The 24116-nt window shown below is 37.9% G+C and carries 24 protein-coding genes; 8 read left to right on the forward strand and 16 right to left on the reverse strand.

The window, feature by feature from the left end:
• Nucleotides 1–3 precede the first annotated feature (3 nt).
• From IEV52_RS09170 to IEV52_RS09200, 7 genes are all read right to left on the reverse strand, one after another.
• Nucleotides 4–1323, reverse strand: coding sequence for a sodium:solute symporter family transporter (locus tag IEV52_RS09170; RefSeq protein WP_188402140.1), 1320 nt, complete (start codon nucleotides 1321–1323; stop codon nucleotides 4–6).
• On the reverse strand, nucleotides 1320–2012 hold the full coding sequence (locus IEV52_RS09175; protein ID WP_188402141.1) for a response regulator transcription factor: 693 nt from the start codon (nucleotides 2010–2012) through the stop codon (nucleotides 1320–1322). Before IEV52_RS09175 ends, IEV52_RS09170 begins: the two co-directional genes overlap by 4 nt.
• A complete protein-coding gene (locus tag IEV52_RS09180; protein WP_188402142.1) occupies nucleotides 2009–2779 on the reverse strand; it encodes a sensor histidine kinase in 771 nt (256 codons plus the stop codon). The genes IEV52_RS09175 and IEV52_RS09180 overlap by 4 nt, the downstream gene beginning before the upstream one ends.
• Before the next feature lie 77 nt (nucleotides 2780–2856).
• Nucleotides 2857–3834, reverse strand: a complete 978-nt coding sequence (locus IEV52_RS09185; protein ID WP_188402143.1) for an ABC transporter ATP-binding protein — start codon at nucleotides 3832–3834, stop codon at nucleotides 2857–2859.
• On the reverse strand, nucleotides 3835–4851 hold the full coding sequence (locus tag IEV52_RS09190) for an ABC transporter ATP-binding protein (RefSeq protein WP_188402144.1): 1017 nt from the start codon (nucleotides 4849–4851) through the stop codon (nucleotides 3835–3837).
• A 16-nt stretch (nucleotides 4852–4867) separates the two neighbouring features.
• Nucleotides 4868–5788, reverse strand: a complete 921-nt coding sequence (gene nikB, locus IEV52_RS09195) for a nickel ABC transporter permease (RefSeq protein ID WP_188402145.1) — start codon at nucleotides 5786–5788, stop codon at nucleotides 4868–4870.
• A gap of 24 nt (nucleotides 5789–5812) precedes the next feature.
• Nucleotides 5813–6715 (reverse strand): ABC transporter permease, encoded by a 903-nt coding sequence (locus tag IEV52_RS09200; RefSeq protein ID WP_188402146.1) that lies wholly within the window; start codon nucleotides 6713–6715, stop codon nucleotides 5813–5815.
• A gap of 289 nt (nucleotides 6716–7004) precedes the next feature.
• On the opposite strand from IEV52_RS09200, the gene IEV52_RS09205 reads away from it, so the two are divergent.
• The 3 genes from IEV52_RS09205 to IEV52_RS09215 are packed head-to-tail and all read left to right on the forward strand — an operon-like array spanning nucleotide 7005 to nucleotide 11091.
• On the forward strand, nucleotides 7005–8576 hold the full coding sequence (locus tag IEV52_RS09205) for a glutathione ABC transporter substrate-binding protein (RefSeq protein ID WP_188402147.1): 1572 nt from the start codon (nucleotides 7005–7007) through the stop codon (nucleotides 8574–8576).
• Nucleotides 8577–8606: 30 nt separating this feature from the next.
• A complete protein-coding gene (locus IEV52_RS09210) occupies nucleotides 8607–9845 on the forward strand; it encodes an amidohydrolase family protein (protein WP_188402148.1) in 1239 nt (412 codons plus the stop codon).
• A gap of 25 nt (nucleotides 9846–9870) precedes the next feature.
• Nucleotides 9871–11091, forward strand: coding sequence for an amidohydrolase family protein (locus IEV52_RS09215; RefSeq protein WP_188402149.1), 1221 nt, complete (start codon nucleotides 9871–9873; stop codon nucleotides 11089–11091).
• 43 nt (nucleotides 11092–11134) lie between these two features.
• Here IEV52_RS09215 and IEV52_RS09220 read toward each other — a convergent pair whose 3' ends face one another.
• Nucleotides 11135–12394, reverse strand: coding sequence for a YeeE/YedE family protein (locus tag IEV52_RS09220; RefSeq protein ID WP_229754222.1), 1260 nt, complete (start codon nucleotides 12392–12394; stop codon nucleotides 11135–11137).
• 173 nt (nucleotides 12395–12567) lie between these two features.
• Between IEV52_RS09220 and IEV52_RS09225 the strand changes: the two genes are divergently transcribed.
• Nucleotides 12568–13056: a DinB family protein gene (locus IEV52_RS09225; protein WP_188402150.1), complete on the forward strand. Its 489-nt coding sequence runs from the start codon at nucleotides 12568–12570 to the stop codon at nucleotides 13054–13056.
• 677 nt (nucleotides 13057–13733) lie between these two features.
• Here the strand turns inward: IEV52_RS09225 and IEV52_RS09230 are convergent.
• From IEV52_RS09230 to IEV52_RS09250, 5 genes are all read right to left on the reverse strand, one after another.
• Nucleotides 13734–15083 (reverse strand): hypothetical protein, encoded by a 1350-nt coding sequence (locus IEV52_RS09230; RefSeq protein WP_188402151.1) that lies wholly within the window; start codon nucleotides 15081–15083, stop codon nucleotides 13734–13736.
• A complete protein-coding gene (locus IEV52_RS09235) occupies nucleotides 15080–16054 on the reverse strand; it encodes an ATP-binding protein (protein WP_188402152.1) in 975 nt (324 codons plus the stop codon). The genes IEV52_RS09230 and IEV52_RS09235 overlap by 4 nt, the downstream gene beginning before the upstream one ends.
• 14 nt (nucleotides 16055–16068) lie before the next feature.
• Nucleotides 16069–17970 carry a hypothetical protein gene (locus IEV52_RS09240; RefSeq protein WP_188402153.1) on the reverse strand — a complete coding sequence of 634 codons (1902 nt, stop codon included), beginning with the start codon at nucleotides 17968–17970 and terminating at the stop codon, nucleotides 16069–16071.
• Nucleotides 17963–18622: a TnsA endonuclease N-terminal domain-containing protein gene (locus IEV52_RS09245; protein ID WP_188402154.1), complete on the reverse strand. Its 660-nt coding sequence runs from the start codon at nucleotides 18620–18622 to the stop codon at nucleotides 17963–17965. The genes IEV52_RS09240 and IEV52_RS09245 overlap by 8 nt, the downstream gene beginning before the upstream one ends.
• Before the next feature lie 323 nt (nucleotides 18623–18945).
• Nucleotides 18946–19407: a hypothetical protein gene (locus IEV52_RS09250; protein WP_188402155.1), complete on the reverse strand. Its 462-nt coding sequence runs from the start codon at nucleotides 19405–19407 to the stop codon at nucleotides 18946–18948.
• 127 nt (nucleotides 19408–19534) lie between these two features.
• Here IEV52_RS09250 and IEV52_RS09255 point away from each other — a divergent pair, with 127 nt between their 5' ends.
• On the forward strand, nucleotides 19535–19738 hold the full coding sequence (locus tag IEV52_RS09255; RefSeq protein ID WP_188402156.1) for a sigma factor: 204 nt from the start codon (nucleotides 19535–19537) through the stop codon (nucleotides 19736–19738).
• A gap of 107 nt (nucleotides 19739–19845) precedes the next feature.
• Nucleotides 19846–20148: a hypothetical protein gene (locus tag IEV52_RS09260; protein ID WP_188402157.1), complete on the forward strand. Its 303-nt coding sequence runs from the start codon at nucleotides 19846–19848 to the stop codon at nucleotides 20146–20148.
• A gap of 214 nt (nucleotides 20149–20362) precedes the next feature.
• On the opposite strand, the gene IEV52_RS09265 is transcribed toward IEV52_RS09260, so the two are convergent.
• From IEV52_RS09265 to IEV52_RS09275, 3 genes are read right to left on the reverse strand one after another with little or no spacing between them, the layout of a single operon-like run.
• Nucleotides 20363–20770, reverse strand: coding sequence for a GNAT family N-acetyltransferase (locus tag IEV52_RS09265; protein WP_188402158.1), 408 nt, complete (start codon nucleotides 20768–20770; stop codon nucleotides 20363–20365).
• Nucleotides 20771–20816: 46 nt separating this feature from the next.
• On the reverse strand, nucleotides 20817–22013 hold the full coding sequence (locus IEV52_RS09270) for a thermonuclease family protein (protein WP_188402159.1): 1197 nt from the start codon (nucleotides 22011–22013) through the stop codon (nucleotides 20817–20819).
• Between the two features lie 22 nt (nucleotides 22014–22035).
• Entirely contained in the window at nucleotides 22036–22485 is a 450-nt protein-coding gene (locus IEV52_RS09275; RefSeq protein ID WP_188402160.1) for an SHOCT domain-containing protein, read from the reverse strand.
• A 264-nt stretch (nucleotides 22486–22749) separates the two neighbouring features.
• Here IEV52_RS09275 and IEV52_RS09280 point away from each other — a divergent pair, with 264 nt between their 5' ends.
• On the forward strand, nucleotides 22750–22926 hold the full coding sequence (locus IEV52_RS09280; RefSeq protein ID WP_188402161.1) for a hypothetical protein: 177 nt from the start codon (nucleotides 22750–22752) through the stop codon (nucleotides 22924–22926).
• Entirely contained in the window at nucleotides 22910–24037 is a 1128-nt protein-coding gene (spoIIP, locus tag IEV52_RS09285; protein ID WP_188402162.1) for a stage II sporulation protein P, read from the forward strand. The genes IEV52_RS09280 and spoIIP overlap by 17 nt, the downstream gene beginning before the upstream one ends.
• The last annotated feature ends 79 nt before the right edge of the window (nucleotides 24038–24116 follow it).

The following is a 24116-nucleotide window of genomic DNA, read 5'->3' on the forward strand; positions in this document are numbered from 1 at the left end:
CTCCTATGATAGATTTGTAACTTTATACTTTGAGAATATGGATTCAAATAAGAAGTACAGCACACACAGGACAAAAGAAATAGCAAAACTTACAACGATTGATAAAAGACTATTTAAAATGGGTAACATTGCTAAACCTCCAGCTGCACCTAATAAAGAAATAAGAGGCACAAAGGTTGCAAGTCTTTTTTTACTAAGGATGATATATAGCATCGGTGTAATAATTGCGGCATAAATATTTCCGAAATAAAATAAAAGCTCAATCGGTTGACGCTCTGAAAGACTAACGGAAATTAACAGAAATAGACTGATAATACCTGCAATCCAATAACTATATTGTAGTTTCTCTTTATCTTTTAAATGACGGAAACGTCCTAGCATATTTTTCACGATTAATGTGGTGGTAGCATGTAATTCGGCACTTGTAGCCGAAGATAGGGCGCTAAAACAAAAAAGAACAAAAAGTACAATAAGCAAAGTGGATTGGATACGCTCAACAAGTTCAAACAATAAAGAATAAATCGTATCATAACTGCCGCCAAAGATAATGATCATCAGTAATGAGGATAAAGCGAGCGGAATCGTTGCCCAAATAAGGCCGGATAAAATAAACGTCATTCTAACTTTTTCTTTTTGTATGATAAACGCTCGCTGCCATGTGGCACGATCAATGATTACTTGTCCCAGCCCAATGAGGACAGCTGTAAGAACAAAATAAATGGTTTCCGTATTTTTTACATACAAAATATAGGGATGAAAAAGTTTGATTCCATCATAAACCGGATAAACCCCTTCTTGCATGAAGAAATAAACCGGAATAATAATAACAGCGCTAAAAATCAAAGTAATGTTTACTCCAGAGAGTTTATGAAGGCTTTGCATTCCACCGACGCCTCCGATCAGAAAACAAAAGAATAAAAATAAAAACATTCCGGCATAAATGGGAATGGGAAAGATCATGTGGATTAAGATTCCCGCTCCCATAGCCTGTACAAATAGAGAATGGATACTTAAGAGCAGTAAAAGTGAAATCATATAAATGTAACCGCCTGGGTGTAACTTCTCCTGTAAAACATCTCCGAGCGTCTGGTGATCGGGATAACGTTCCCTGATTTTTTTTGCCGTAATACCAAAAAGCATGAGGGCTATTGCGCCCATCAAAGAATAACCAATTCCACCAGTTAGTCCGTATTTAATCAAAGTTTCCGGGGAAGAGAGTATCGTATTCCCTGTAACCCAACGAGACAGCAGACTCACAATCCCGAAGCCGGCCCCCAGTTTAAAAGCACCGCTTATATAATACTGATAATTTTCCTTATTCACCTGACTGACTCCTGTAAGCGATATTCTCTAGGTGTTTTTCCTGTGGACTTTCGAAACATTTGACTAAAATAATGCTGGCTGTTAAATCCGCATCTTTCCGAAATGGTATGAATGCTAAGATCTGGTGATTGCAGCAGCATTTTTTCTGCTTCTTTTAACCGGTATTCATTTAAATACTCGGAAAAACCCATGCCTACTTCTTCATGAAATTTTCTGCTTAAGTAAGCGGAGTTAATATGTATAGCTGAAGCAAGGTAGTTTAAAGTTAGTTTTAGACTATACTCACGGTGGATGATGTTTAACGCTTTAGAGATTTGTTCGGAAAAATGGCCGATCGGCTCATATCTTTCTAAAACAGAAAGGAGCTCTTCTTCGATCACAGGTTTAGTGATGTAATCTGCCACACCCAAGCGGAGAGAAGTTTGGGCGTATTGAAAATTTTGATAAGCAGTAACCATTATAATTTCAAATGAGTAAGAAGCCCTTAGTTCAGAAGCTAATTCTAAACCTGACTTACCGGGTAGCTGAATGTCTAAAAAAGCGAGAAAAATATCGTTGTTTTTAGCAATCTGAGTTGCCTGTGAAGCATCAAGGGCTTTTAGGAAATTCCAAGTGGGAAACTTTTGTTTAATTAAATATTCAAGTTGTTCCAATTCGATTGGCTCATCATCTACAAGCAAAATATTCATTTTGTCGTTTCCCCTTTCTGCGTTTCAGATTGGTTGATAAAAGGAAAAGTGGCCAATACAGTGGTTCCATCAAAACCTTTGTTTAGTTCAATAGACGTTTTGCTGTCCGGGAAGAAGAGCTTCAACCGTTTTGATAAATTATCTAATCCTAGACCACCCTCATGGGAATTCTGATCTGACTCCTGATGGGAGTTGTTCCAAACCGTAACTTTAACATGCTGCTGGTTCTTGGTAACTCCAATCCTCAATATTGCTTTGCCAACATGTTTTTCAAAAGAGTGTTTAAAGGCGTTTTCCACTAGTGTTTGGATCAAAAAAGGTATTGTAATGGCATGAGCGCTATCAGAATCCATTGATACCTCATAGTGAAGACGATCTCTGAACCTTGTTTTTTGAATGTCTAAGTAATATTGGATATAAGCTAATTCATCCTCAATAGTGATATAAGGTGAATTGGTCTTGTATTTAAATTTGAGCATTTTTGATAACGATTCAATTGCATGAATTAATTCAGCCTTGCGATCCAACCTAGCCAAACCCAATATGGAGTTAAGGGTATTAAAAAAAAAGTGTGGCTGTATTTCATGGTTTAGCTGGGTGTAAAGAGCCGTTTGGAGCTCTCGTTCTAACGTAATTTCCCGTTTTTGCTTTTCAAGTAAGTCTATTCTTTTTTCAAACACAAATAAAAACAACAATGTAAAAGCACCTAGTAGAGGTGCTAGTACACATATCATGATATATATGGAGAATGCTTCAACATCTAACATCGGCTTCTTTTCTCCTTGCCTACATTTGAAAAGGGTAGCACCCCATCCATAACCGTACTCCCTTTTCATAACAGTTGTTATACCAGGTGGCAGCTTACAAAATGATTAGCCTTTACTTCTCTTAATTCAGGTTCTTCAGTTTTGCATCGATCCATTACAAAAGGGCAGCGTGTATGGAACCTGCATCCTTTAGGAGGATCAATCGGAGAGGGAATATCTCCTTTTAAAATCACACGATCTCTATTTAATTTTGGGTTAGGGACAGGAATGGAAGACAGTAAGGCTTGTGTATACGGATGGAAAGATTGATCAAATAAGGATTTCTTTTCAGCGATTTCCACCACTTTTCCTAAGTACATCACCATCACTCTGTCGGATATATGACGGACCACACTTAAATCGTGAGAGATAAAGAGAAACGTAAGCCCAAATTGACGCTGAAGTTTCTTTAATAGATTTAATATTTGAGCTTGAATGGAAACATCAAGTGCAGAAACGGCTTCATCACAAATAATTAGTCGTGGATCAACAGCCAGTGCACGTGCAATCCCAATCCTTTGACGTTGGCCTCCTGAGAATTCATGTGGATAACGACTCAATGATTCTGGAGGAAGCCCGACATAGCTAAGCAACTCTAGCAATCTTTCTAAACGTTCCTTTTTAGGCACGACCTCTTGAATGGCCATTGCTTCATTTAAAATTTGTTTTACCGTTTGACGGGGATTTAATGAAGCAAACGGATCTTGAAAGATAACCTGTAAATCACCACGAAGTTTCCTCATATCTCTTTTATTTAATTCTAATATATTTTTGCCTGAATAGTGGACTTTTCCTGAAGTTGGTTCATCCAATCTTAAAATTGCACGTCCTGTCGTAGATTTTCCACAGCCGCTCTCTCCTACAATACTAAGGGTTTCGCCTTCATATAACTTAAATGAAACATCATCAACAGCCTTCACATAATTTTTGGGCTTAAATAAAGAGTTTGTTTTTACAGGAAAATATTGTTTCAAATGATCTACCTGCAAAATGACTTTTCTTGTTTGTGCCTGCATCTATAAAACCTCCTCTTTCTCCTCGTGTAATGCCCATTGGTCGGTGTACATCCAGCAGCGTACTTTAACGCCATCACTTTGTTCGATTAGTTCAGGAAGCTTTCTATCACAAATTGCTTCACGATGAGCGCATCTGGAAGCAAACCGGCAGCCCTCAGGAAGATGATAGGGACTTGGAACATTCCCCTCAATGGTAGCTAGTTCATCTTGATCTTCGTAAATGCGAGGTAAAGAGTTTAATAATCCTTTCGTATAAGGATGTTTAGGATCTGAGAACAGCTGCTCTGTAGGAGCGTGCTCGACGATGTTTCCTGCATACATCACAGCTACTTTGTCACATGTTTCTGCGACTACCCCTAAGTCATGGGTAATCATGATGACTCCCATTCCAATCTTGGCCTGCAGTTTTTTGATCAATTCTAATATCTGTGCCTGAATGGTAACATCAAGTGCGGTAGTCGGTTCATCTGCAATTAATACTTCTGGACGGCAAGCTAAAGCCATCGCTATCATTACACGCTGACGCATACCACCGCTTAACTGAAAAGGCTCTTGTTTAGCTCTTTTTTCAGGGGAGGGGATACCAACGAGTTTCAACATTTCGATTGAATTTTGCCAGGCATCCTTTTTACCTAATTTCTGATGAAGTCGGAGTGCTTCAGCAATCTGTTCTCCAACAGGTATAACAGGATTCAATGATGTCATGGGCTCTTGAAAGATCATGGAGATTTCATTGCCGCGTATTTTTCTAAGCTGATCCTCTGACATTTCAACAATGTTCTTTCCTTTGAACAGTATGGAACCATCTACAATTTTTCCTGGTGGAGAAGGAATGAGGCGAAGTATAGAAAGGGAAGTCATACTCTTACCGCATCCGGACTCTCCTACAATTCCTAACGTTTCACCCTTGTGTAACGAGAAGTCTATGCCATCTACTGCTTTACTCACACCGTTCTTAGTAGTGAGATGAGTTTTTAATCCTTTTACCTCTAAAACGGGTTTATCTGAATCATACATTTATGATCACCTCCGATTAATTAAGTTCAATTCGTTTATTAAAGAAACGATAGAAGATATCTACAAACAAGTTAACGATCACAAAGATTAAAGAAGCGCATAGGACCCCTCCTTGAACGATTGGCAGATCACGCATTCGTATCGCGTCCACAATCATACGTCCCAAACCATTAATCGCAAAGATCGATTCAACCAGTACTGTCCCGCCAAGCAATGCTCCAAACTGAAGGCCGACAACCGTGATGACGGGGATTAATGCGTTACGAAGAGCATGTTTGTAGATAATAACGGTCTCACGTAGACCTTTAGAACGTGCTGTACGAATATAATCTTGTCTAATCACTTCTAACATGCTGGATCGTGTCATGCGTGCAACGATTGCTGCACCACCAGCTCCAAGTGTTACAGCAGGTAAAATGATATGAAGGATGCTGTCCCAGCCAGCAACAGGGAGAATCTGCAATTTTACAGAGAATAAATACATCAGCATTAAGCCGAACCAAAAGCTGGGTAAAGAAATTCCGAGTAAAGCAATAAGCATGACACTTACATCTGTAAGAGAATAAGGTTTGATGGCAGAAATTATGCCAGCAGCCATTCCAAGAACGATCGTAATCAAGATACTAAAGAATGCTAGTTCAATCGTAATGGGCAATCTTACTAAAATTTCATCCAATACAGGCTGACTGTTTTTTAGTGAAACGCCTAAATCGCCTCTAAAGATATTCATTAGATAATCTGTGTATTGGACATATAGGGGTTGATTTAAACCAAGCTGTTCACGAATGCCTTCAATCGTTTCTTTTGATGCCCCTTCTCCAGCGAGCAATACAGCAGGATCACCTGGTACGAGCTGCATGATAAAAAAAACAACAAACGTAACGCCAATCATGACAGGTATTGTTTGAAAAATACGTCGCAGTATAAACATCATCATGGGAAACTTCCTCCTTTTACTTCTTTATTTTTTCATTCTTGGATCGAATGCATCTCGCAGACCATCACCGAAGATATTAAATCCTAGTACCAAAATGGAAATCGCAATGCCAGGGAATAGAGCTATAAATGGTGCGGAGAATAAGAAATCTCTCCCGCTGCTCAACATCGTTCCCCATTCAGGAGAAGGCGGCTGAGCGCCTAAACCTAAGAAAGATAAACCAGCAGCCGATAGAATAGCGGTTGCTAAACGAAGTGTTGCTTGTACGATTATCGGCGATAAAATATTAGGAAAAATGTGTTTAAAGATAATCGTAAAATCATTTGCTCCTAATGAACGAATCGCATCAATGTACTCTAAACGCTTTACCTCTAGTGTCGATCCACGAACAATCCTTGCAAATAAAGGTACCGAAAATGCTCCAACTGCAATCGTTACATTGATCAGGCTAGGACCAAGAGCAGCGATGATAGCTAATGCTAACAATATTCCTGGGAAGGCTAGCATTACATCCATAATCCTCATAATGACAGTGTCTACCCATCTACCGTAATAACCTGCTACAAGTCCAAAAATGATTCCAATGAACGCTCCGAACAGAACGGCTGCGAAGCCTACACCCATTGATAAGCGGGAACCGTATAAGATCCTGCTCAGAATATCTCTTCCTTTATCATCTGTACCCATCCAATGATCAGAAGAAGGCGGCATCATCTTGTTTTCCAGGTCTATTTCGTAAGGGCTGTATGGAGCGATAAGAGGAGCAAACACCGCTAGTAAAATATAAATAATGATAATGAACGCTCCGACAGTTGCTGCTTTATTCATTAATAACTGAGAAAGAAATCCTTTTAGTTTGGATTCTGGTTTGCTGACTGTTGGATTAACGATTACGTTAGGTTGAACGGTTTTCACTTCTAAAGACATTCTTTTCCCTCCTAAATTCATCTTTGAAAGACAGGATCTCTTCTTGCACCCCCTTGTTAAAAACAATAAGAAGATATGAAGCTGTTTTTATTAAAACTATCAAAATAAAACGCAAAGTAAATATCTTTGAATGTAGTTGTCAAAATATTTAAAAAACGAGTAAATATTCTGTAAATATTCCGAATCTGCATCTTCTATAATGCAGATAAGCAATAGACAGGAAGGATGGTGAAATTTGTATTTGTTTGCTCAAAACGTTGTCTATTATTTAAAAAAGGGGAGTAGAAGGATGAAAGTAGGTAAAGAAAAGAATTTGTGGCTTGTCTTCGTATGTTTATGTTTATTACTCATTTCAGCTTGTTCCACACAGCAACAGCAAACAAGCAATGATGGAGGAAATTCTTCAAGAACAGCCGAAAAAGGCGGAACGTTAAAAGTGGTTCGATTATCTGATGCTACTAAACTAGATCCACATTTTATTACAGATATCCCTTCTGCTAATATCATCTACCAAAAAGTGTATGAGACGTTGGTAGAACCAGATAAGAATATGGAGATTAAGCCGTTGTTAGCAAAAGAATGGAAAGTAATTGATGACACGACTTGGGAATTTAAATTAGAAGAAGGCGTAAAATTCCATGATGGTACTCCCTTTAATGCGGAAGCGGTAAAAGTGACATTCGACCGTTTGCTTGATCCGGCAACTGCATCTCCGCAACGAGAGAAATTTACGATGATTAAAGAAGTAAAAGTGATTGACGATAACACCGTTCAACTGTTGTTAGAGTACCCTTATGCTCCATTGCTATCTATTTTGGCAAGTTCTGAAGGAAGTATCATGAGCCCTAAAGCACTAAAGGAAAAGCCTGAAAGTTTATCGACACACCCTATAGGGACTGGCCCTTTTGTGTTCAAATCATGGAAAACAGGACAGGAAATTTCGTTAAAGAAGAACGATTCATACTGGGGCAAGAAACCGAATATTGACGGAGTTGTATTTAAAGTCGTTCCTGAAGACGCTACTCGATTAGCGATGATCGAAACAGGTGAAGCACACATCAACGATCAAGTGCCTGTAACCGAACTTGATCGTATTGAAGCATCTGACTCTATCGGTTTACAGCGTAATGATGGTTTAGCTGTTGAATATGTAGGTTTCAATACGAAGAAAAAACCCTTGGATGACGTAAAAGTTCGTAAGGCAATCAGCCATGCGATTGAGCGAGAAGCCATTATAAAAGGTGTATACAATGATGTCGGGTCTCTTGCAAATGCAGCCATGAGCCCAATGGTATTTGGCTACAGCGAGAACGTTAAACCATACGAATACGACTTAAATGAAGCTAAGAAGCTCCTTAAAGAAGCGGGTTATGATAAAGGCTTGAAGCTTAAGTTGCTGACAAGTGACCGAAAAGAACGTATCAACATGGCAGAAGTAATTCAGTCACAGCTAAAAGGAATCGGTGTTGATGTAGACATTCAGGTGATGGAATATGGCGCCTATCTCGATACGATCGATAAAGCTGAACACGATTTATTTATCGGTGGATGGGGTAACGCGACAGGTGACGGAGATTACAATCAATACAACCTATTCCATTCCGCATCACAAGGACCTCCAGGAAACCACTTCTATTACAGCAATCCGGAAGTGGACAAAAAAATCGAAGAAGCACGCCGTGAGACAGACAGTGAAAAACGAAAGCAAATCTATGAGGAAGTTATGAAGATTGAGTTAGATGACGCTGTTTATGTTCCAATCCGCAACTATGAACATATGGCAGCTTACAGCAAAAATGTTAGCGGCTTTTGGATCAATGCAGCCAATTACCTGATGATTGATGACACAGTCATTAACTAAAAATTAATTTTTTCTTAAGGAGGAACTGGAATGAATCCATATTGGTTAACAAACGTTCGTTTAGAGAAGGCGTATAGATATGAAGACGATCGGATTAGCGGTACGGAAACAGAGATCTGTCACTTACTTATTGAGGACGGAAAAATTAAAGAAATCTCACGAAGTAACCCAGAATCCAAACTGCTTCAAGTGGATGCTGATGAACATCTATTGCTGCCTTCCCTAAGAGACATGCACATACACATTGATAAAACGTATTTTGGCGGCCCTTGGAAAGCTTGTACACCTATAACGAAAGGGATTTTCACTCGTCTTGAAGAAGAAAAAGAACTTCTTCCTAAATTACTTCCAACAGCACAAGAACGAGCTGAAAAGATGATTGAACTGTATTTGAAGAATGGGCATACACATATTCGTACGCATTGTAATGTGGATCCCGTCATTGGACTAAAGAACTTAGAAGCGACTGTGAATGCATTAAAAAAATATGAAGATGTTCTGACATATGAAATTGTGGCCTTTCCACAGCACGGACTATTAAGAAGTGATTCTGTTTCTTTGATACGGGAAGCGATGAAAAATGGGGCAACCTTAGTTGGCGGTGTTGATCCAGCAACCGTTGACCGAAACATTGAGAAATCATTAAATACCATTTTTGAAATAGCAGCTGAAAACAATAGCGGTGTAGATATCCACCTTCATGACCCAGACACGTTAGGTGCGTTTACGTTTGAGAGAATGGCATATTACACAAAACAAGCGGGACTTAAAGGGAGAGCTACAATCAGCCACGGAATCGCTTTAGGTGATCTGCAAGGGGATGCGTTAAAAGAGATGGCAGCAATCCTGAAAGATCAAGAAATCGACATAACCACTACAATACCGATAAACCGTCCAACTCTGCCAGTTACAGAATTGGATCGCTTGGGTATCGGCCTTTCAGTGGGCCATGACAGCATTACCGATCACTGGTCACCTTTTGGGACAGGCAATACAGTTCAAAAGCTCGGAATGCTTGCTGAACGATTTAGAATGATCGATGAATACTCACTTGCATCCGTCTTAAAGTATGCAACGGGTGGAAAAACGCCTTTAAATGAAAAAGGTGAAAGAGTGTGGCCGCAAGTTGGTGATGAGGCAACAATGATGCTTGTAGACGCATCATGTTCCGCTGAAGCCGTTGCACGACGTGCGGATGTAAAAAGTCTTTATTTTAAAGGAAAGAAAGTGGAGAGTAAATTAGCCGTTGAAGAAACTGTAAGAGTTTAAAAATTAAAGAGAAGGAGGAAATAAATTGAATACTGCATATTGGCTGAAGAATGTACGCTTAGAAACGGGTTATGTTGAGGATGAAAAAGGAGTCGTATCAACAAAAACAGATTTGTTCCATTTGAAAATTCAAGATGGAAAGATTGTTGAGAAACAAGATCAGGATTATACGATTCAAAAAGACGAGTCTAAAATAGATGCTAAGCACTATTTGGCTCTTCCGACCTTTAAAGAGATGCACAACCATCTTGATAAAACATATTTATCTCTAGACTGGAAAGCATGTAAACCGGTAAAAAACCTAAAAGAGCGATTGCATAATGAAGCGCTTGAACTTGAACAGTTAGCTCCTACAACAAAACAAAGAGCATCTGCTATGATTGAAAAGCTGCTTTCTAAAGGGTCAACACATATTCGTACCCACGTAAATATTGATCCTTATATAGGTTTGAAAAATTTAGAGGGCGTTCAGGCAGCGCTCCAGGATTATTCCGACAAGCTAACTTATGAAATTGTTGCTTTTCCACAGCATGGACTTTTAAGAGATAATGTAACGAATCTAATGAAAGAAGCAATGCGATCAGGGGCAACGATTGTTGGAGGACTAGATCCAGCGGGAATCGATAAGAACATTGAAAAATCATTGTATGAGGTAATGAACTTGGCTTCAGAATTTGATGCAGATATCGATATCCACTTACATGATGGAGGGCATGTAGGATACTACACGGTTGATAAATTAACAGATCTAGTAGAAGAAGCGGGATGGCACAACCGGGTTGCAGTCAGTCATGCTTTCGGATTAGGAGAAGTAACTCTCGCTTCGCAAGAAAGTCTAGCTGATAAGTTGAGTGAACTTGGTATGTCGATCATGTCGACGATTCCGATTAACCGTTCACTTCCTCCTATAGAGTTATTGGATAAAAAGGGAGTAAATATTTATCTAGGGTGTGACGGATTCTTTGATTCGTGGGGACCATTTGGAACAGGTGATTTACTTGAAAAAGTAACACGCTATGGTGAGCTTTATCGTAAAAGCGATGAACGTTCATTAGCAAAATCACTCAAGTGGGCTACTGGTGGAACAACACCTTTAAATGATCAAGGTGAGATTGCATGGCCGCTAAAAGGCGACGAGGCTAACTTAGTACTCGTTAACGCCTCTTGTTCTGCAGAAGCGGTCGCTAGAACTCCTAAAAGAGAAGCAGTCTTTTTTAAAGGGAAAGTGGTAGCGGGACAAATATAAGTACACAAAAAAGCTAATGGACCCTAATGTCCATTAGCTTTTTTTAGCATATAGAATCTGTAGATTTTGGATTTTTTAATCCGAACATGGGTCGAACGAACAGAGCAAGATAGGTGCCGAGCATCGCCATTACTCCCCATACCCAGCCGTGAAGACTGAATGAAGCAATTCCGCTGAAATATGCCCCGATGTTGCAGCCAAATGCTAACCGTGCTCCATAGCCCATTAAAAGTCCGCCGATTACAGAAGCGCCAGCAATACCAGGTTTGATCTTGCCAGGTTTAAACGTTCCTTGGAAAGCGGCTGATATGAATGCACCTAAAATAATACCGAAGTTCATAACGCTTGTAGCATCTGTAAGGACGCTTTTCGATAGAGCTTCTCCATTCTTACCATCAAAATAGCCCCATGCTGATACGTCAACTCCTGTTGCCATCATGGCTTTACCGCCCCAAAGCGCAAATGCCGAAGTGATACCCCAAGGACTACCTTTAACAGCCAAAGTCAGTGCATTTAATAAAGCAAGAACGATTGCAGCTGTAAAGAGCGGCCATGAACCACGCAGCACCTTTTTCCATCCAAGAGTTGTTGGAAGTGGCTTCATCATTGGAGGGTTTTTCTTTTTAGCGATCTGTATGGTTATCCAATAGATAAGAGCAAACAATGCTAACTGGACTACCAGAGCTCCTAAATAGCCGAGTCCGGGGATCTGATTTAATGAAAGAGGCGGAAGGGAAGGCAATCCCATCCAAAATGTGAAGTGGTAAGCCCCTAGTATAGAACCGGCAATAAATGAAATTAGCGTTAAAATCATAGATGATGATCCCCCGCCTAAAGAATAGAGTGTTCCTGATGCACAGCCGTTTCCGAACTGCATGCCAATACCGAACAAAAAGGCACCAACTAAGATACTAACACCAACTGGTGAAACATTTCCTGTTGGTTCAGCTCCTGTAAAAGTAAAGCCAGTGCTAAAAATTATTGCAAATAATACGGATGCTACTGCAAGCATCACCATATGAGCTTGCAAGCCTTGCACGTTTCCAACTGAGATTAGCCGTCTGAAGGCAGATGTAAAACCAAATCGTGCGTAAAGTAATGCACAGCCAAGCAGTAAACCGATAATGAAGAGCGTTCCTTTTATCCAGTCCGCAACATTGACGATCGCTGAAAGAACTATAATTGCCGCTAATACGCCTAATGCAACTAGAGGTTTCTGCATAGGACTTAACTCAGTTACAACTGTAGTTGGCTGGTGTTTATATGATTTATTTATTTTTGTTTCTAGTGCAGAGTGTTCCATACTTATCCCACCTTTTCCAATTTATTTTGTCGGAATTAATGTATAGCATTATACTACGAATCCCATAAAATGTGCAAAGGAAGGAGTTTATGGGTTCGATTACGTACTTATTATATAAAAGTATGATTTAGCATGGTGAAAATTTACAAAAAAATGGTGAAGGAGGGATAGAGATGAGAAAAAATGAATACGAGTGGGTTAAGCAAAATCGAAAAGTACTGCTTAATTTTTGTGGAGAAATTAACAAAGATGACTTTACACATGAGTTTGAAATTGGCTGGAGCAGCATTAGAAATACACTTATACATATTGCTGATTGTTATAATGCGTGGTTAGGTTCATTTGTTTTGTTAAAAACAAAAACACCATTGACACCAAAGGCAGATATTCAACATATGAACCTGAAGCAGATCGTTCAACGTTTTGAACAAGTGGATCAATATGTGAATGATGTATTTAAAGAGCTAGGAGAACAATTGGATCAGCCGATTGAGCGGAAAATTCCTTGGAGAAGTGAAAATGAAATCATTTTACTGACACCAGCGAAATTACTGATGCACACCATAACACATGAATATCACCATAAGGGTCAGATTATGGCCATGGCACGACAATTGGGATATAAACCGCCAAATACAGATATTTTAGGAACAGATGATTAAGAAAATCATAAAATTTTAAAATTTGCATTGAACATTAAAAAACTTACATTTTTCTTTTTCGTCTCACTATCTTAAGTAATCTTTGGTTATGAGACGAATTTCTTATTGTTTCACATAGGTTCCGAGAATAGATATTATGTTAACTAGTAAAAACCACTCCTTATTGAGTGATATAAGAAAAAACTAATGATGTACAACGACACAAAGGTCAGGAATCTTGCGACACAAAAGTCAGGAATATCCCCTCTCCGACACAAAAGTCGGGAATCGTGCGACACAAAACACAGGAAAAATTGTTCTATCTGCGACACAAAGATCAGGAATACTTATAATTTACGACGCAAAAGTCAAGAATGCATAGACTGTGCGACACAAAGTTCAGGAAACCAAATAAAAAAATTGAACTATATGTTTTACTAGCCTTATTTAGATGTAACTATTTTTCCATTTCTTAAAACGAAAATCAATCTTTTAAAATAAATAACGTTTTATTCACGATGATATTTAATTTCAGCCCTTTTGTTTTGGTGGAGCTTTATGTTCATCCACCACGGTACCTGATATCCATCCACTCTTTCTCCTTTTTTTCATTTGGTTTACCTCCTTCCTGCTTCTTATAGTTTGCGTTCAATAAAAATTCTGCATTACTAAAATAATAAAAACCGCTATTTAGCGGTTCAATAAGAATTTTTATAACAGTATAACTGAATTTTGATATCCATCTTAAATAAATCTCGATGAAAACTTAGCTTCTGGTCATCATTCCTATAACTAAAAAGAAAGAATGGAAGGTCTGTTATTTCAGGAAACGGCAATCGTTTTACCATTAACATTTCACCATCTGGCTTTAACATGGATTCTACTACCTGTGTCCACTGATAATAATGATACCAAGCAAGTAAGGGATAGACACGGTTAAGCACCCATTGTAAAGGTTCGGAATGATCCCACTTTCTTTCTTTGGGTAGTTGTTGTTCCAACCAGAAGACTAAATCATCCAAGAAACCTTGGTGGACATGTGTGTAAAAAGAACTCATATGATTTCCGAACACTTTTTTTCTTGGTCCTCTATCCACCTCAAAATAACTGTTATCCCCTTCTATATCTTTTCTCCAGTTTAAGTAGGTTAAAGCATGACAACAAACTCCTCTCCTAAGAAGCCCGTGTTTCATTTCTTTTAGGCACCTACGGTGGTTTTTCAAGAAGTTCTTCCTAATTTGCCTTGCAATCGATTTAAACACTGCTCTTTGTTGCGGAATAATCCGATCGTTGTACTCATGTCTTCCATTAGGATTTATTTGAAAGGACGTCCCCTTCCCTTTACTTGTCTTTTGTTGCATTGATAAGAATGATTGAATCGGGTTGGAATATTGTCTGTGACGTAAGTTCTTTGGATAATAATAGCTTACATTTCCACTTAAATTTAGTTGATTTATAAAGTCTTTGATGGCTTCTTTGTGGATTATTTTGTCGCTAAAGAGCGTATGGAGCCGTACAAATTCTAACGTCGGCAGATAGGAATGGCCACAGTTACAAACAAAAGGAGTAGCCATGTTTTCTTCATATAAGTGATAATGGTATCTTGCTCCACACTTTTCACAGGACGTCCTCAACGGCTTTTTATGAAACGGACATTCATAAAGCAAACGTAGTTGATGAATGATGCTGTGATAACCTTGCGACAAACATACGGGGCAAAACTGGAGCAAATCTTTATGCCAGCATACGTCATCCCTCACGTTTAGCCTGTTTACGATCTGTTCTATCAGTTGATGATTTTGAATCTTTACCTTTTTAAGAAGGTTTCTTAGTAGCACTTCTTCATCAAAATCCTCCATACCCCAAAGATTCCCTAAACTTCGGTTAAGCCATAGCTTGTTTTGTTTTTTTACAGGAGGTGTTCCTAAATAGAGTAACAGTTCATTAGGTCTTGCATGGTTAGCGAGTTTGAGTTTCTGGAGAACAGACCATGGTGATTCCCCTTCTTGATACCATTCATCTAGCCATAGAAGTTCTGGTATCTTCATTTAAGCTTTGATGCCGAGATTTCCATCTCAATATAGTTTGTAAATAGTATGGCTTCTCTTATTTGAGCTATGGTTAGTTGCTCTACGTTTTCTCCTTCTACACCGTAGGTCTTCAGGATATACTCGACAGCACGTGTAAAGTACTGCATCGGAACTTCAAGTGGACCGTGAATGCCGTACTCTTTACGCATGTCTAAAAACAACTGATAGAAATCGTTTGATAAGTTTGAAAGGCGAAATCCTTCTTGGTACATCTCAGGGAAGAAGTATTGTGTAAAGCTGCATTCAGAATCAGCAGGGTACTTAGAGTCGGTATCGTAACCTTGTAAACAAGCTGATATATCATCTATCGTTTTCAACCCATAAAACTCGTGTTCGTGAATCATAAAACGCCCCACGATTTGAGCTTTGTTAGCTGTTACAAAGAGGTTCTTTTGATTCTTCAGCTCTTTTTGACCGACTAGTAGAATAGTTAATTCGATGTTTGCCCGATCCAACGCGTTATAGATATCCATCAACCACTCATAATGTGGTTCTTTCAGTCTTTGAGCGTCATCGAGTATGAATATGACCCTCTTTTCTACGGTTTTTAACCCTCTAACGATAAGGAAATTATACAGACGTTCTCTTTTAACCGCTGCTCTAGCAGGTGGAGCAGTTGCCAAAGGATGGTCGACGTTTCGAAGCAAATCTTCAAAGAAGACTAGTTCGTTTGGTCGAATATATTCCTGGCAGAGATAAAGAAACACAGGTAGATCGGTACCGAATTCGTTCGGGAGAAATTCTTTTAAGAAGCGAATGGCACGGGTCTTCCCAATACGTTGTCTGCCATAAATGATGCCGCCAGGTGAACGACATTCAATCCAACGTGATACCGTGTTATACATCTTTGTGATCTCGTTCGTACCTAGAAGGTATCTTCCTGTATATATGGGATGAGTTCTTGGAGGCAATAGTGGTCGTGTTAGCATAAGAGTCATCCTTTCTAATAAACGATGGTATTCGTAAACCTTCGTTTGATGTGTTGTTCAGGTTGTTTAGGTGGTAGAACAGGTTTAATCGTTTCTTCTTTTTTGATTTCTTGCTCGATATCGTATCCAGTATCCGCACGCAGCCCTGCCAGCTTATTTCGGCTTGATTTTTTGGACTTTGCTTTTTCTCGGAGGTATTCACCGTACTTCTCAATGGGATCATCTTCACTTGTAAAATGAAGCATTTTTTTATTTTTTAGTCGATTGATGGTTTTACGAAGTGCGAGAGTATGTTTGCGAAGCCTCCACTTACCCGCTACCTGTAAAAGCCCAAGTTCAGAACCATCAGGCAAGAACGCCTTTATGACCCTTAAGTCTTCGGTGTTTACATGAAGGGTCAGTGTTTGACCGATCAAATCACCCGCTCTTGAAAGAAGATCACCTCGATATTGTGCCCCTTCAAAATTGATGTACGGTCGCTTTCCAATTTTGAGGTTTCCTTTGATCGTTCGTGATATTTTCTCCGTAAAGAAAGCAGTAAGTGAACGTCTCTCATCGGGGATGGTTCGAATCATTACTCCTTGCTCTAACCGTTGTTGGTAAACTTCCAATGGGCTTAAGTTATATAGTGAGGTGTGCGGCGTACCGTTATAGTTAGCGATTAAAACTTCTGCCAATTGCCTTATCTCATGTTCTGTTACTTCGTATTTAACAGCTTGCATTTCTGGATCTTTTCTAACTGGATCTTTCGGATGACTACCAGTTGTACTGGGTAGACGATGAAAACCATTTTCTTCTAACAAGCGAAAAAAATTTTCGATCAATGGTCGTCGTTCAGGGCTGTTTACTGCACCAGGGTTTACTGAACAGCCTACGATGTCCTTTAAACAAGCCTCAACTTCTTTAGATAGGTGGGATTTAGCGTTATCGAAAAGTATTTCTTCCCAAACGGCCCATTCAGGTCCTTTGTCTTCCCACGTGGGGAAGCCAGCCGAACTGTGATAACTTAATCCTGGGATGGAAAACGTTTTTGGTCTTGAATTAACGATTGCGTTTTTAATACAATGCAGTACATCTGACTTGTTGTATTCCTTGTTTAAAGAAATGTGGTATCCCAAGATCATTCTCGTATCTTCGTCAATGATGGCTAGAATCCATATGCGATTGGTGATTTTTGTAATCTCAAGTCCATCTGGTGTCATAAATTTAATCGAGAAGAGGGTATCGATTCTATGTCCATCAAGCTGTACTCGTTGATAAGGTCTTACGCTTATATGACTTTTAAATCCAACTCCTGTCTTATTGGCATGGTTGCCTGCATCTTTTCCAAAGCGAGCAGCTCCTCTTGAAAAGTGTTTGTGTTGTAATTTAATAACATATCGTTCAAGAGATCGTTTTCCAAAATCTTCACTGGTAAACGGATAATCGTTTCCTGTCAGACCAAGTTCTTTACAGATGTTGACAAACTTCTTGTGCAGATACTTGACGTTGATGTGTTTATCAACCACTGATCTTCTATCCTTACCCCATAGGGCACGTTCGATAGTATCTTCTAAGATTGGATACTGATCCAAGAGTTTAGAAAAAGCTCCAGTTTTCTTACTTTCAATCCCAGTGGGTAACTCTTTTCGTTTATATGCAGCTAATCGCTTTTTTGGAATAAGAGCACGATATCCAAATGAGACACCATTTTCATCTAGTAAAAGACACCGTTCGGCCAGCCGATAAATTTCAGATACACTTATTCCTGAACGTTTTGAAATTTCATCTAATGAATTTTTTCTTGAAAAGAATAAATTGATAGCCATTCTTCTTTTCTCATAAACTTTCTTATCTTTTTCGTTCAAAGCCATTGGATCGACTTCTTTCCATGTATGAAGATCAATATTGTCATAGTTAATTGGATGCTTAAACATTTCGCCACACCTCCATAAATTGATTAATTTGTGCTTCCTTCAAGGGAGCGGCTATCACCCCATTATAAATACCAAGAAATATCGAAATCTGTACATCTACAATTGGGTGATGTTTATAAGTAAGGATAAGCTCCCGTATGGGACATTGATTAACTGTCATTGATTCTACGATTTCCTGAAGTAAAACCTTGTGCTTTGGCAGAAACATACCTCCATAAGAAACAAGCATGCGGCAGTTATCAAGAAACAATAGATTGCTCCGAATGAAATCATCCGTTTGGACCTTATACCCATATCCTTTTATCTCACACCATTCTCGTTGAATGGTAATTTGTTTAAGTGTGTCTTCGTATTTAGGGTGCCCTGGTTTAAGGTGAGACTCATATTTCACTTCTCGAAACTCTTCATGTCCATTCTCGTATTTAACCCACATATCAAAGATCGAAGAACGTAACTTCCCTTGATATACGAACTTTATTTCAAGCGGTTGTTCACAAAAATCAATAATACAGGGATCCGCTTCAACAAGAAGCCAATGTTCGTACTCAAGATCGCTAAAAAAATGAACATCTCTTTTGAGTTTATAACTCTTTCCGTCCCAAAAGTTGTTTCCATATTTTGTGCTTCTCTTCATTGGTATTGGTTGAAACATCCATCCATCTTCCTTCCGTATTCATTTGGTTCTTCCATTCCATCGTAAAGAAATCGAAGTAATCAGGTCCACTAGTAAAACCATCCTAAACCTTTATGGTTCAAGGGGTTTAACATATTATAAAGAAAAATTATTTTACATTATTTTGGGATTTACAGCTCGCTAGATAGAATCAAAAATATAAATCTATAAAATTCCTATTACCAATATTGTGGATTAGATTCTACGAATTATTCATTCCATTGTGAAATTTTGTGGATTAAAATCAACAAAAAGGACATCCTCCATAGAGAATGTCCTTTTATCGATATAATCATTTATCGTTATTCTGAAAATACACGATTTAACACTTGCAGCATATGTAATGTTTCATCTTTATCATCGGTTAAGCATTTCTTATTTAATGAAATAAAAAGTTGTTTAAATTCTTTAATGATATGTGGATCATCTTTGTACTTATCTAAAATTGGGGAAGGTACATCATTTGTTATACGTATAAGTAAATTACGCCAAGTATGCCTACTGTCTAATTTCTCGCCTAATAAAGCACGTTTGCCCCCTTCTGGATAAAGCGAATCTAAAGCAAGTAAGAACCCCTCTAAATAATATACTTTCGTATCTTTTCTATTGATAAAATTAGTGAGAGAATCGAATGCTTCCTTTGGTCTAACGGCAGGCTTAATTAGAGTAAGATTCACTAATAAATCTCGGGCTTCTGTTGCTACTTTACGTTGATCTTCATAACTTAAAGAACTTAGTTTATCCCTCACATTATCCAGGTACATGCTTACCTCCCCGTACTTTTGTTATTTGTAATTATTTTACTTCTTGTGAAAAAATGTGTAAATATATATTTTTATAGTTTTATAGGAGCAAGTAGCAAAACTGTTATTAGGTAGAATCAAACAAGAATTGGTTGTAAAGGTAGCTATAAATTATCTTGGAGAAGGTTTAGAAATTATGGAATTAATAAACGAAGGAAATATTGGCTTATTAGAAGGGTTAAATTCTCTAAGTGAGGAAGACGATATTGATCAATTCCTTTCTCCTTTAGTTGAAGAATCTATCCAACACGCTATAAGGAATTACAATAATAGAAGCAGCCCTAATTTGTAGTTTGTAATGATTGCTTCTTTTTATAGTCAGACGTTTTTAATAACTAACTAATTGAGTATAAAAGGATAGCTCCTATTGTAATAGAAGTTGATTATAGGGGTGATTCCATGAAAAATACTGAACACATATATGCTATACGTACAACGAGGAAACCTGAAGACTGGGTAAATATAAAGCAATTAGCTCAAGAAATGATTAAAAAAGATATTTCTGATTTTATGCCAATATTTTTAACTGTAAAAGACTTTGATATTGCACATGATCCTACCTTTAAACCATGGGATATGATAAGCTCATGGTGGCAATATGAAAAAATTCCAGTTCTTGTCTTATCTGACCTAAATGAGTTTAATTACATGAATGATATGTCACGTATATTATTGGAATCCGCAAGTATAATGATCCATTAAAAAAGTAGGAAGTAAAGTAACAGTTCTTTTTTGGAGGATGAACATCGAATCTCAGTCCTTTTATCGAATGACATATCACTATAAATGGTTGCGTAAATACAAAAAACGACCAGATTCAATTTCTGTCTGGTCGTTTTACTAATCCTTGTTTCATAAAAGCACCTGTTTTAGTATTAAAAGGTCTTAAGGTTTACTCAGATTAATAACACTTGACTTACTTAAAGACGGTATTTTGATTAATTTGGTATCCTGCCTTTTTATAAAAGGATACTTGAATTGCTCGGTGCTCGTCGTCTTCGGAATCTAAGTTTCCCCATATTCTCTCTATTCCCAAACTTTTAGCGGCATTTTCAACTTCCTTTAGCAATATACTGCCATACCCCCTTCTACTCCCTTTAGGTACTTTTATATCGCCTATTTTTATCCACTTACAGTTGTTTTGAAACGTTATGTTTATATGGTAACCTGGAATGTTTTGATCCTGATAAAATATATAGAATTGGTTTAAAAAACCTGTATCTATTTCGGGTGGATATTGATATATGTCTAAGTTCTCCTCATTTTTTGTTGTTTTAACGCCTAAAAACTTGCCCTTTGAACGAATTTCATTTAAATTAAACAATTCCTTACTCCTTATCTCACTTGATTCATTAATTTAGTGTGTTTCTTTAAATAGCCGAAACCTGTTTTCTTTTCTTGATAATAAATCTTATCCACTCAATAATCACAAGAGGAATCGTAATAAAGAATAGAATAAAATAAACAAAAAAAAGTAGAAAGTTTTTAAACAATTTCTTAGCAACTAACCTATGTGCGATTAACGGTTTTATCCCAAAAGCGAAAAAGATGCGGGGTGTAAATAACAACAACAAGACCATAAAGAAAACAAAATACATGAAACCTGGACTAGACTCGGTGTCTTCAGCGGCAGTTGTCTCCATCGCAGCTTCTTTTGCATTTGGTTCTTCTTTAGAAACGGCTACGGCCTCTTCTGATTTTACTTCTTTCTTATCTGGTTCTTTATTACTCGATTCTTCTGTTGTTTTAGTGCTTTCCCCTTCTTTATTTACTTCCGATTTTTTTGGTTCTTTAGGTTTGTTTCCTACATACATACCCAAGTAATTTTCACGAGCATAGTTCATCGCTTGATTTACTCTATCTTCATATTGATATGAACCATAATCATAGAAGTCTTCTACGAGTCCTTCTTTAGTAATTGCCTCTTGATGGAGTTTGTCTCCAACCCACACCCACGCCAATAACCGATCATAGTTATCATAAAGTTCTGGACCATCTGTTTGTAGGGACACATTTCCTTGACTAATAAAATCACAAGTAAACTGTGCTGCCTCTTTTCCATAAGGCTCTAACTGGTTGGTGGACTCAGGTGTATCAATGTAAAGAAACCTTGTCTTATATACCTTACCGTTTATTTTAAAATGAGCTGTATCTCCATCCACACATTTCTCTAATGTCGAAGGATACTTCTTACCAACTTGTAAACCTGCTGGTTTTGGAGCTGGTGCAGCCTTAGGCTTTGGTTTCGGAGCGGGTTGAGCTGGCTGCGGTGTAGCTGTTTCCCCACCCGTAAAAGTGAATCCTTCTAAATCAATGGTGGATGCTGAAAGATTGTTTACACATTTTGAATTACTGTTGTTCTGTTTTATCAATGCTATCAATTGATCCATGTTCTTAGCCGATTCAGCTAAAGCTGTTGGACTGTGTAACATATACACACAATCCGCTCTTCTAAAATGTCCTCCCAGCTCATCTCTTCCTCCTGGATGAGCTGAGACTGTAACACTTTGAATTAGTAGAAGAGTTATAATAAAGCCAAATAAGCTTCCAAAAAACTTCCCTTTCATCCATTAACCCCCATTTGAAATGTTATATACCGAGAAGCTGTTTCTTCTTAGCCGCAAACTCTTCTTCCGTTAAGATTCCACTATCTCGTAGATCGGCAAGTTTTTTTATTTCATCCGCCGTAGAAACGGATGTACTCTTATTTCCGTTATCCATTTCATCTTGATACTTTTCAATTAACTCTTTTGCTGTTAGGAAGCCTTCATATTGTTTTTTATTGCTACACATAATGGTGTTTTCATCTTTCGTAGCATCAAAAACAGAACGACCGTTTTGTTCTTTGCCGCCAGAAAATGCAAACTGGATGTACCCTGCCAAAAGCCCAGGCTTTTTAATCTGGATACCTGTTATTGACTTGATTCTAATTTCTTTTTCTCCCTTTCCAGAACCTAGAAATTTACCATACTTTAGAATAACTTTTGTCGGCTGAACAACCAATGTACCATTGCTCCCCTTGAATTCATAACTTTCCATTTCACTACCCCCTAAATAATGTATTAACTGCTATAAAATTCATACTTATTATGACGTACAAATGGAGCAGTTGTACACCATTTTTTTACTTTTATACCGTATTTTTATACTAGTTAATCCCGCTAATTGGTCAGAAAGAAATTTTTCAGAGATATTATATTTTTTACTAAACTCACCAAAGCCTCTTAAGTGTTACATTCTATCTTTTTAAACATATATCATCCGCTCTTTTAATAGAATCTATTAAAGGAAGAGGTGAATTGAATGAACAAGCTACATAATTGGTTATTTCTAATCTTTATTACTTCTTTTATAAGTTATTTTGTTTTGCCATGGGAATTTACTATAGGATTATTCATAGCAGGTCTAGCGATGTTCTCTTATCAATTGGTTCAATATTCCGTTGAAGAAGAAGGTCAATACATTGAAAAACAAAAATAAACTTCAACTAGTAGGATTATTGATCTCTCTTACGTTTTTATGCCTTATTCTATTTACTTCAATACAAAGTAAATGGCTGAATTCCACTCTATTCACTAAATGGTTAAAAGATTTTAATACGGAAGCGTTAGTTTACGCTATGGGGTCGCAAAATGGCTATTTTACACAGGCTCTACCTGAAGAAAGTGAACCTCCAAAACTTTCTTCTATCTTCATTCAGCTTGCTACAAATATTCGACCAGGTGACATACGTAGTTTATTTGGAAATGAACTTCCTGGTTTTGCAATCTATGATGCAGAGATTTACCTAGCCAGTAAAGATACAAACTACTCTACCCTACCCGTAGAGTCTACTCCTCCTATCGGTGAAATTATGGAAATGGCTGAACCAACAGAGGAAAATAAACAGATTATGAAAGAAAACGAAGAAAAGCACAAACTTCCACCTCCTGAACGAAATACAGGTGGTAAACAAGTCGTCCATATTTATCACTCCCATAGTTACGAAGCATACAAGCCACTTTCTAAAAACGGGACGTATAATAGTTCAAATCCTGAAACGAATATTATCGCCATCGGCGAAGTGTTAAAACGAGATCTGGAGGAAAGAGGTATTGGTGCTTCTCATGACACGTCTAACATCGGAGAACAACTGAAGAGTAAAAACTGGGGTACTGGAAAAGCCTATGCAGCAGCCCGTGAAAATGTTGTAGAAACGATGGCTTCTAATCAAAACATTCAATACTTAATTGATATGCACCGTGATTCTCAGCCCAAAGAGCTCACATCAATAGAAATTGACGGTAAAAAGTATGCGAGGCTGTTTTTAGTTGTAGGTAAAGAACATCCAGGCTATGAAAAGAACCTTAAGCTGGCGGAATCTTTCTACAACAAAATAAATGAAAAGTATCCAAATTTATGTCGTGGTGTGGTAATTAAAAGTAAAACTGAAGGAAACGGGATCTACAATCAAGATCTTTCGCAGAATGCCATGTTAATTGAAATGGGAGGCATCGACAATAACCTTAATGAACTAATGAACACATCAGAGGCATTTGCAGAAATTTTTAGCGATCTATATTGGGATGCGGAAAAAGTTAATGCAGAATAACAAAAAAAGTGGTTCACTTATGTATGTGAAAAAATAATAACGACCAGATTTTTGTCTGGTCGTTTTTCCTTATTCCAAT

The sequence above is a fragment of the Fictibacillus barbaricus genome (assembly GCF_014635025.1).
Taxonomy (GTDB): Bacteria; Bacillota; Bacilli; order Bacillales; family Fictibacillaceae; genus Fictibacillus; species Fictibacillus barbaricus.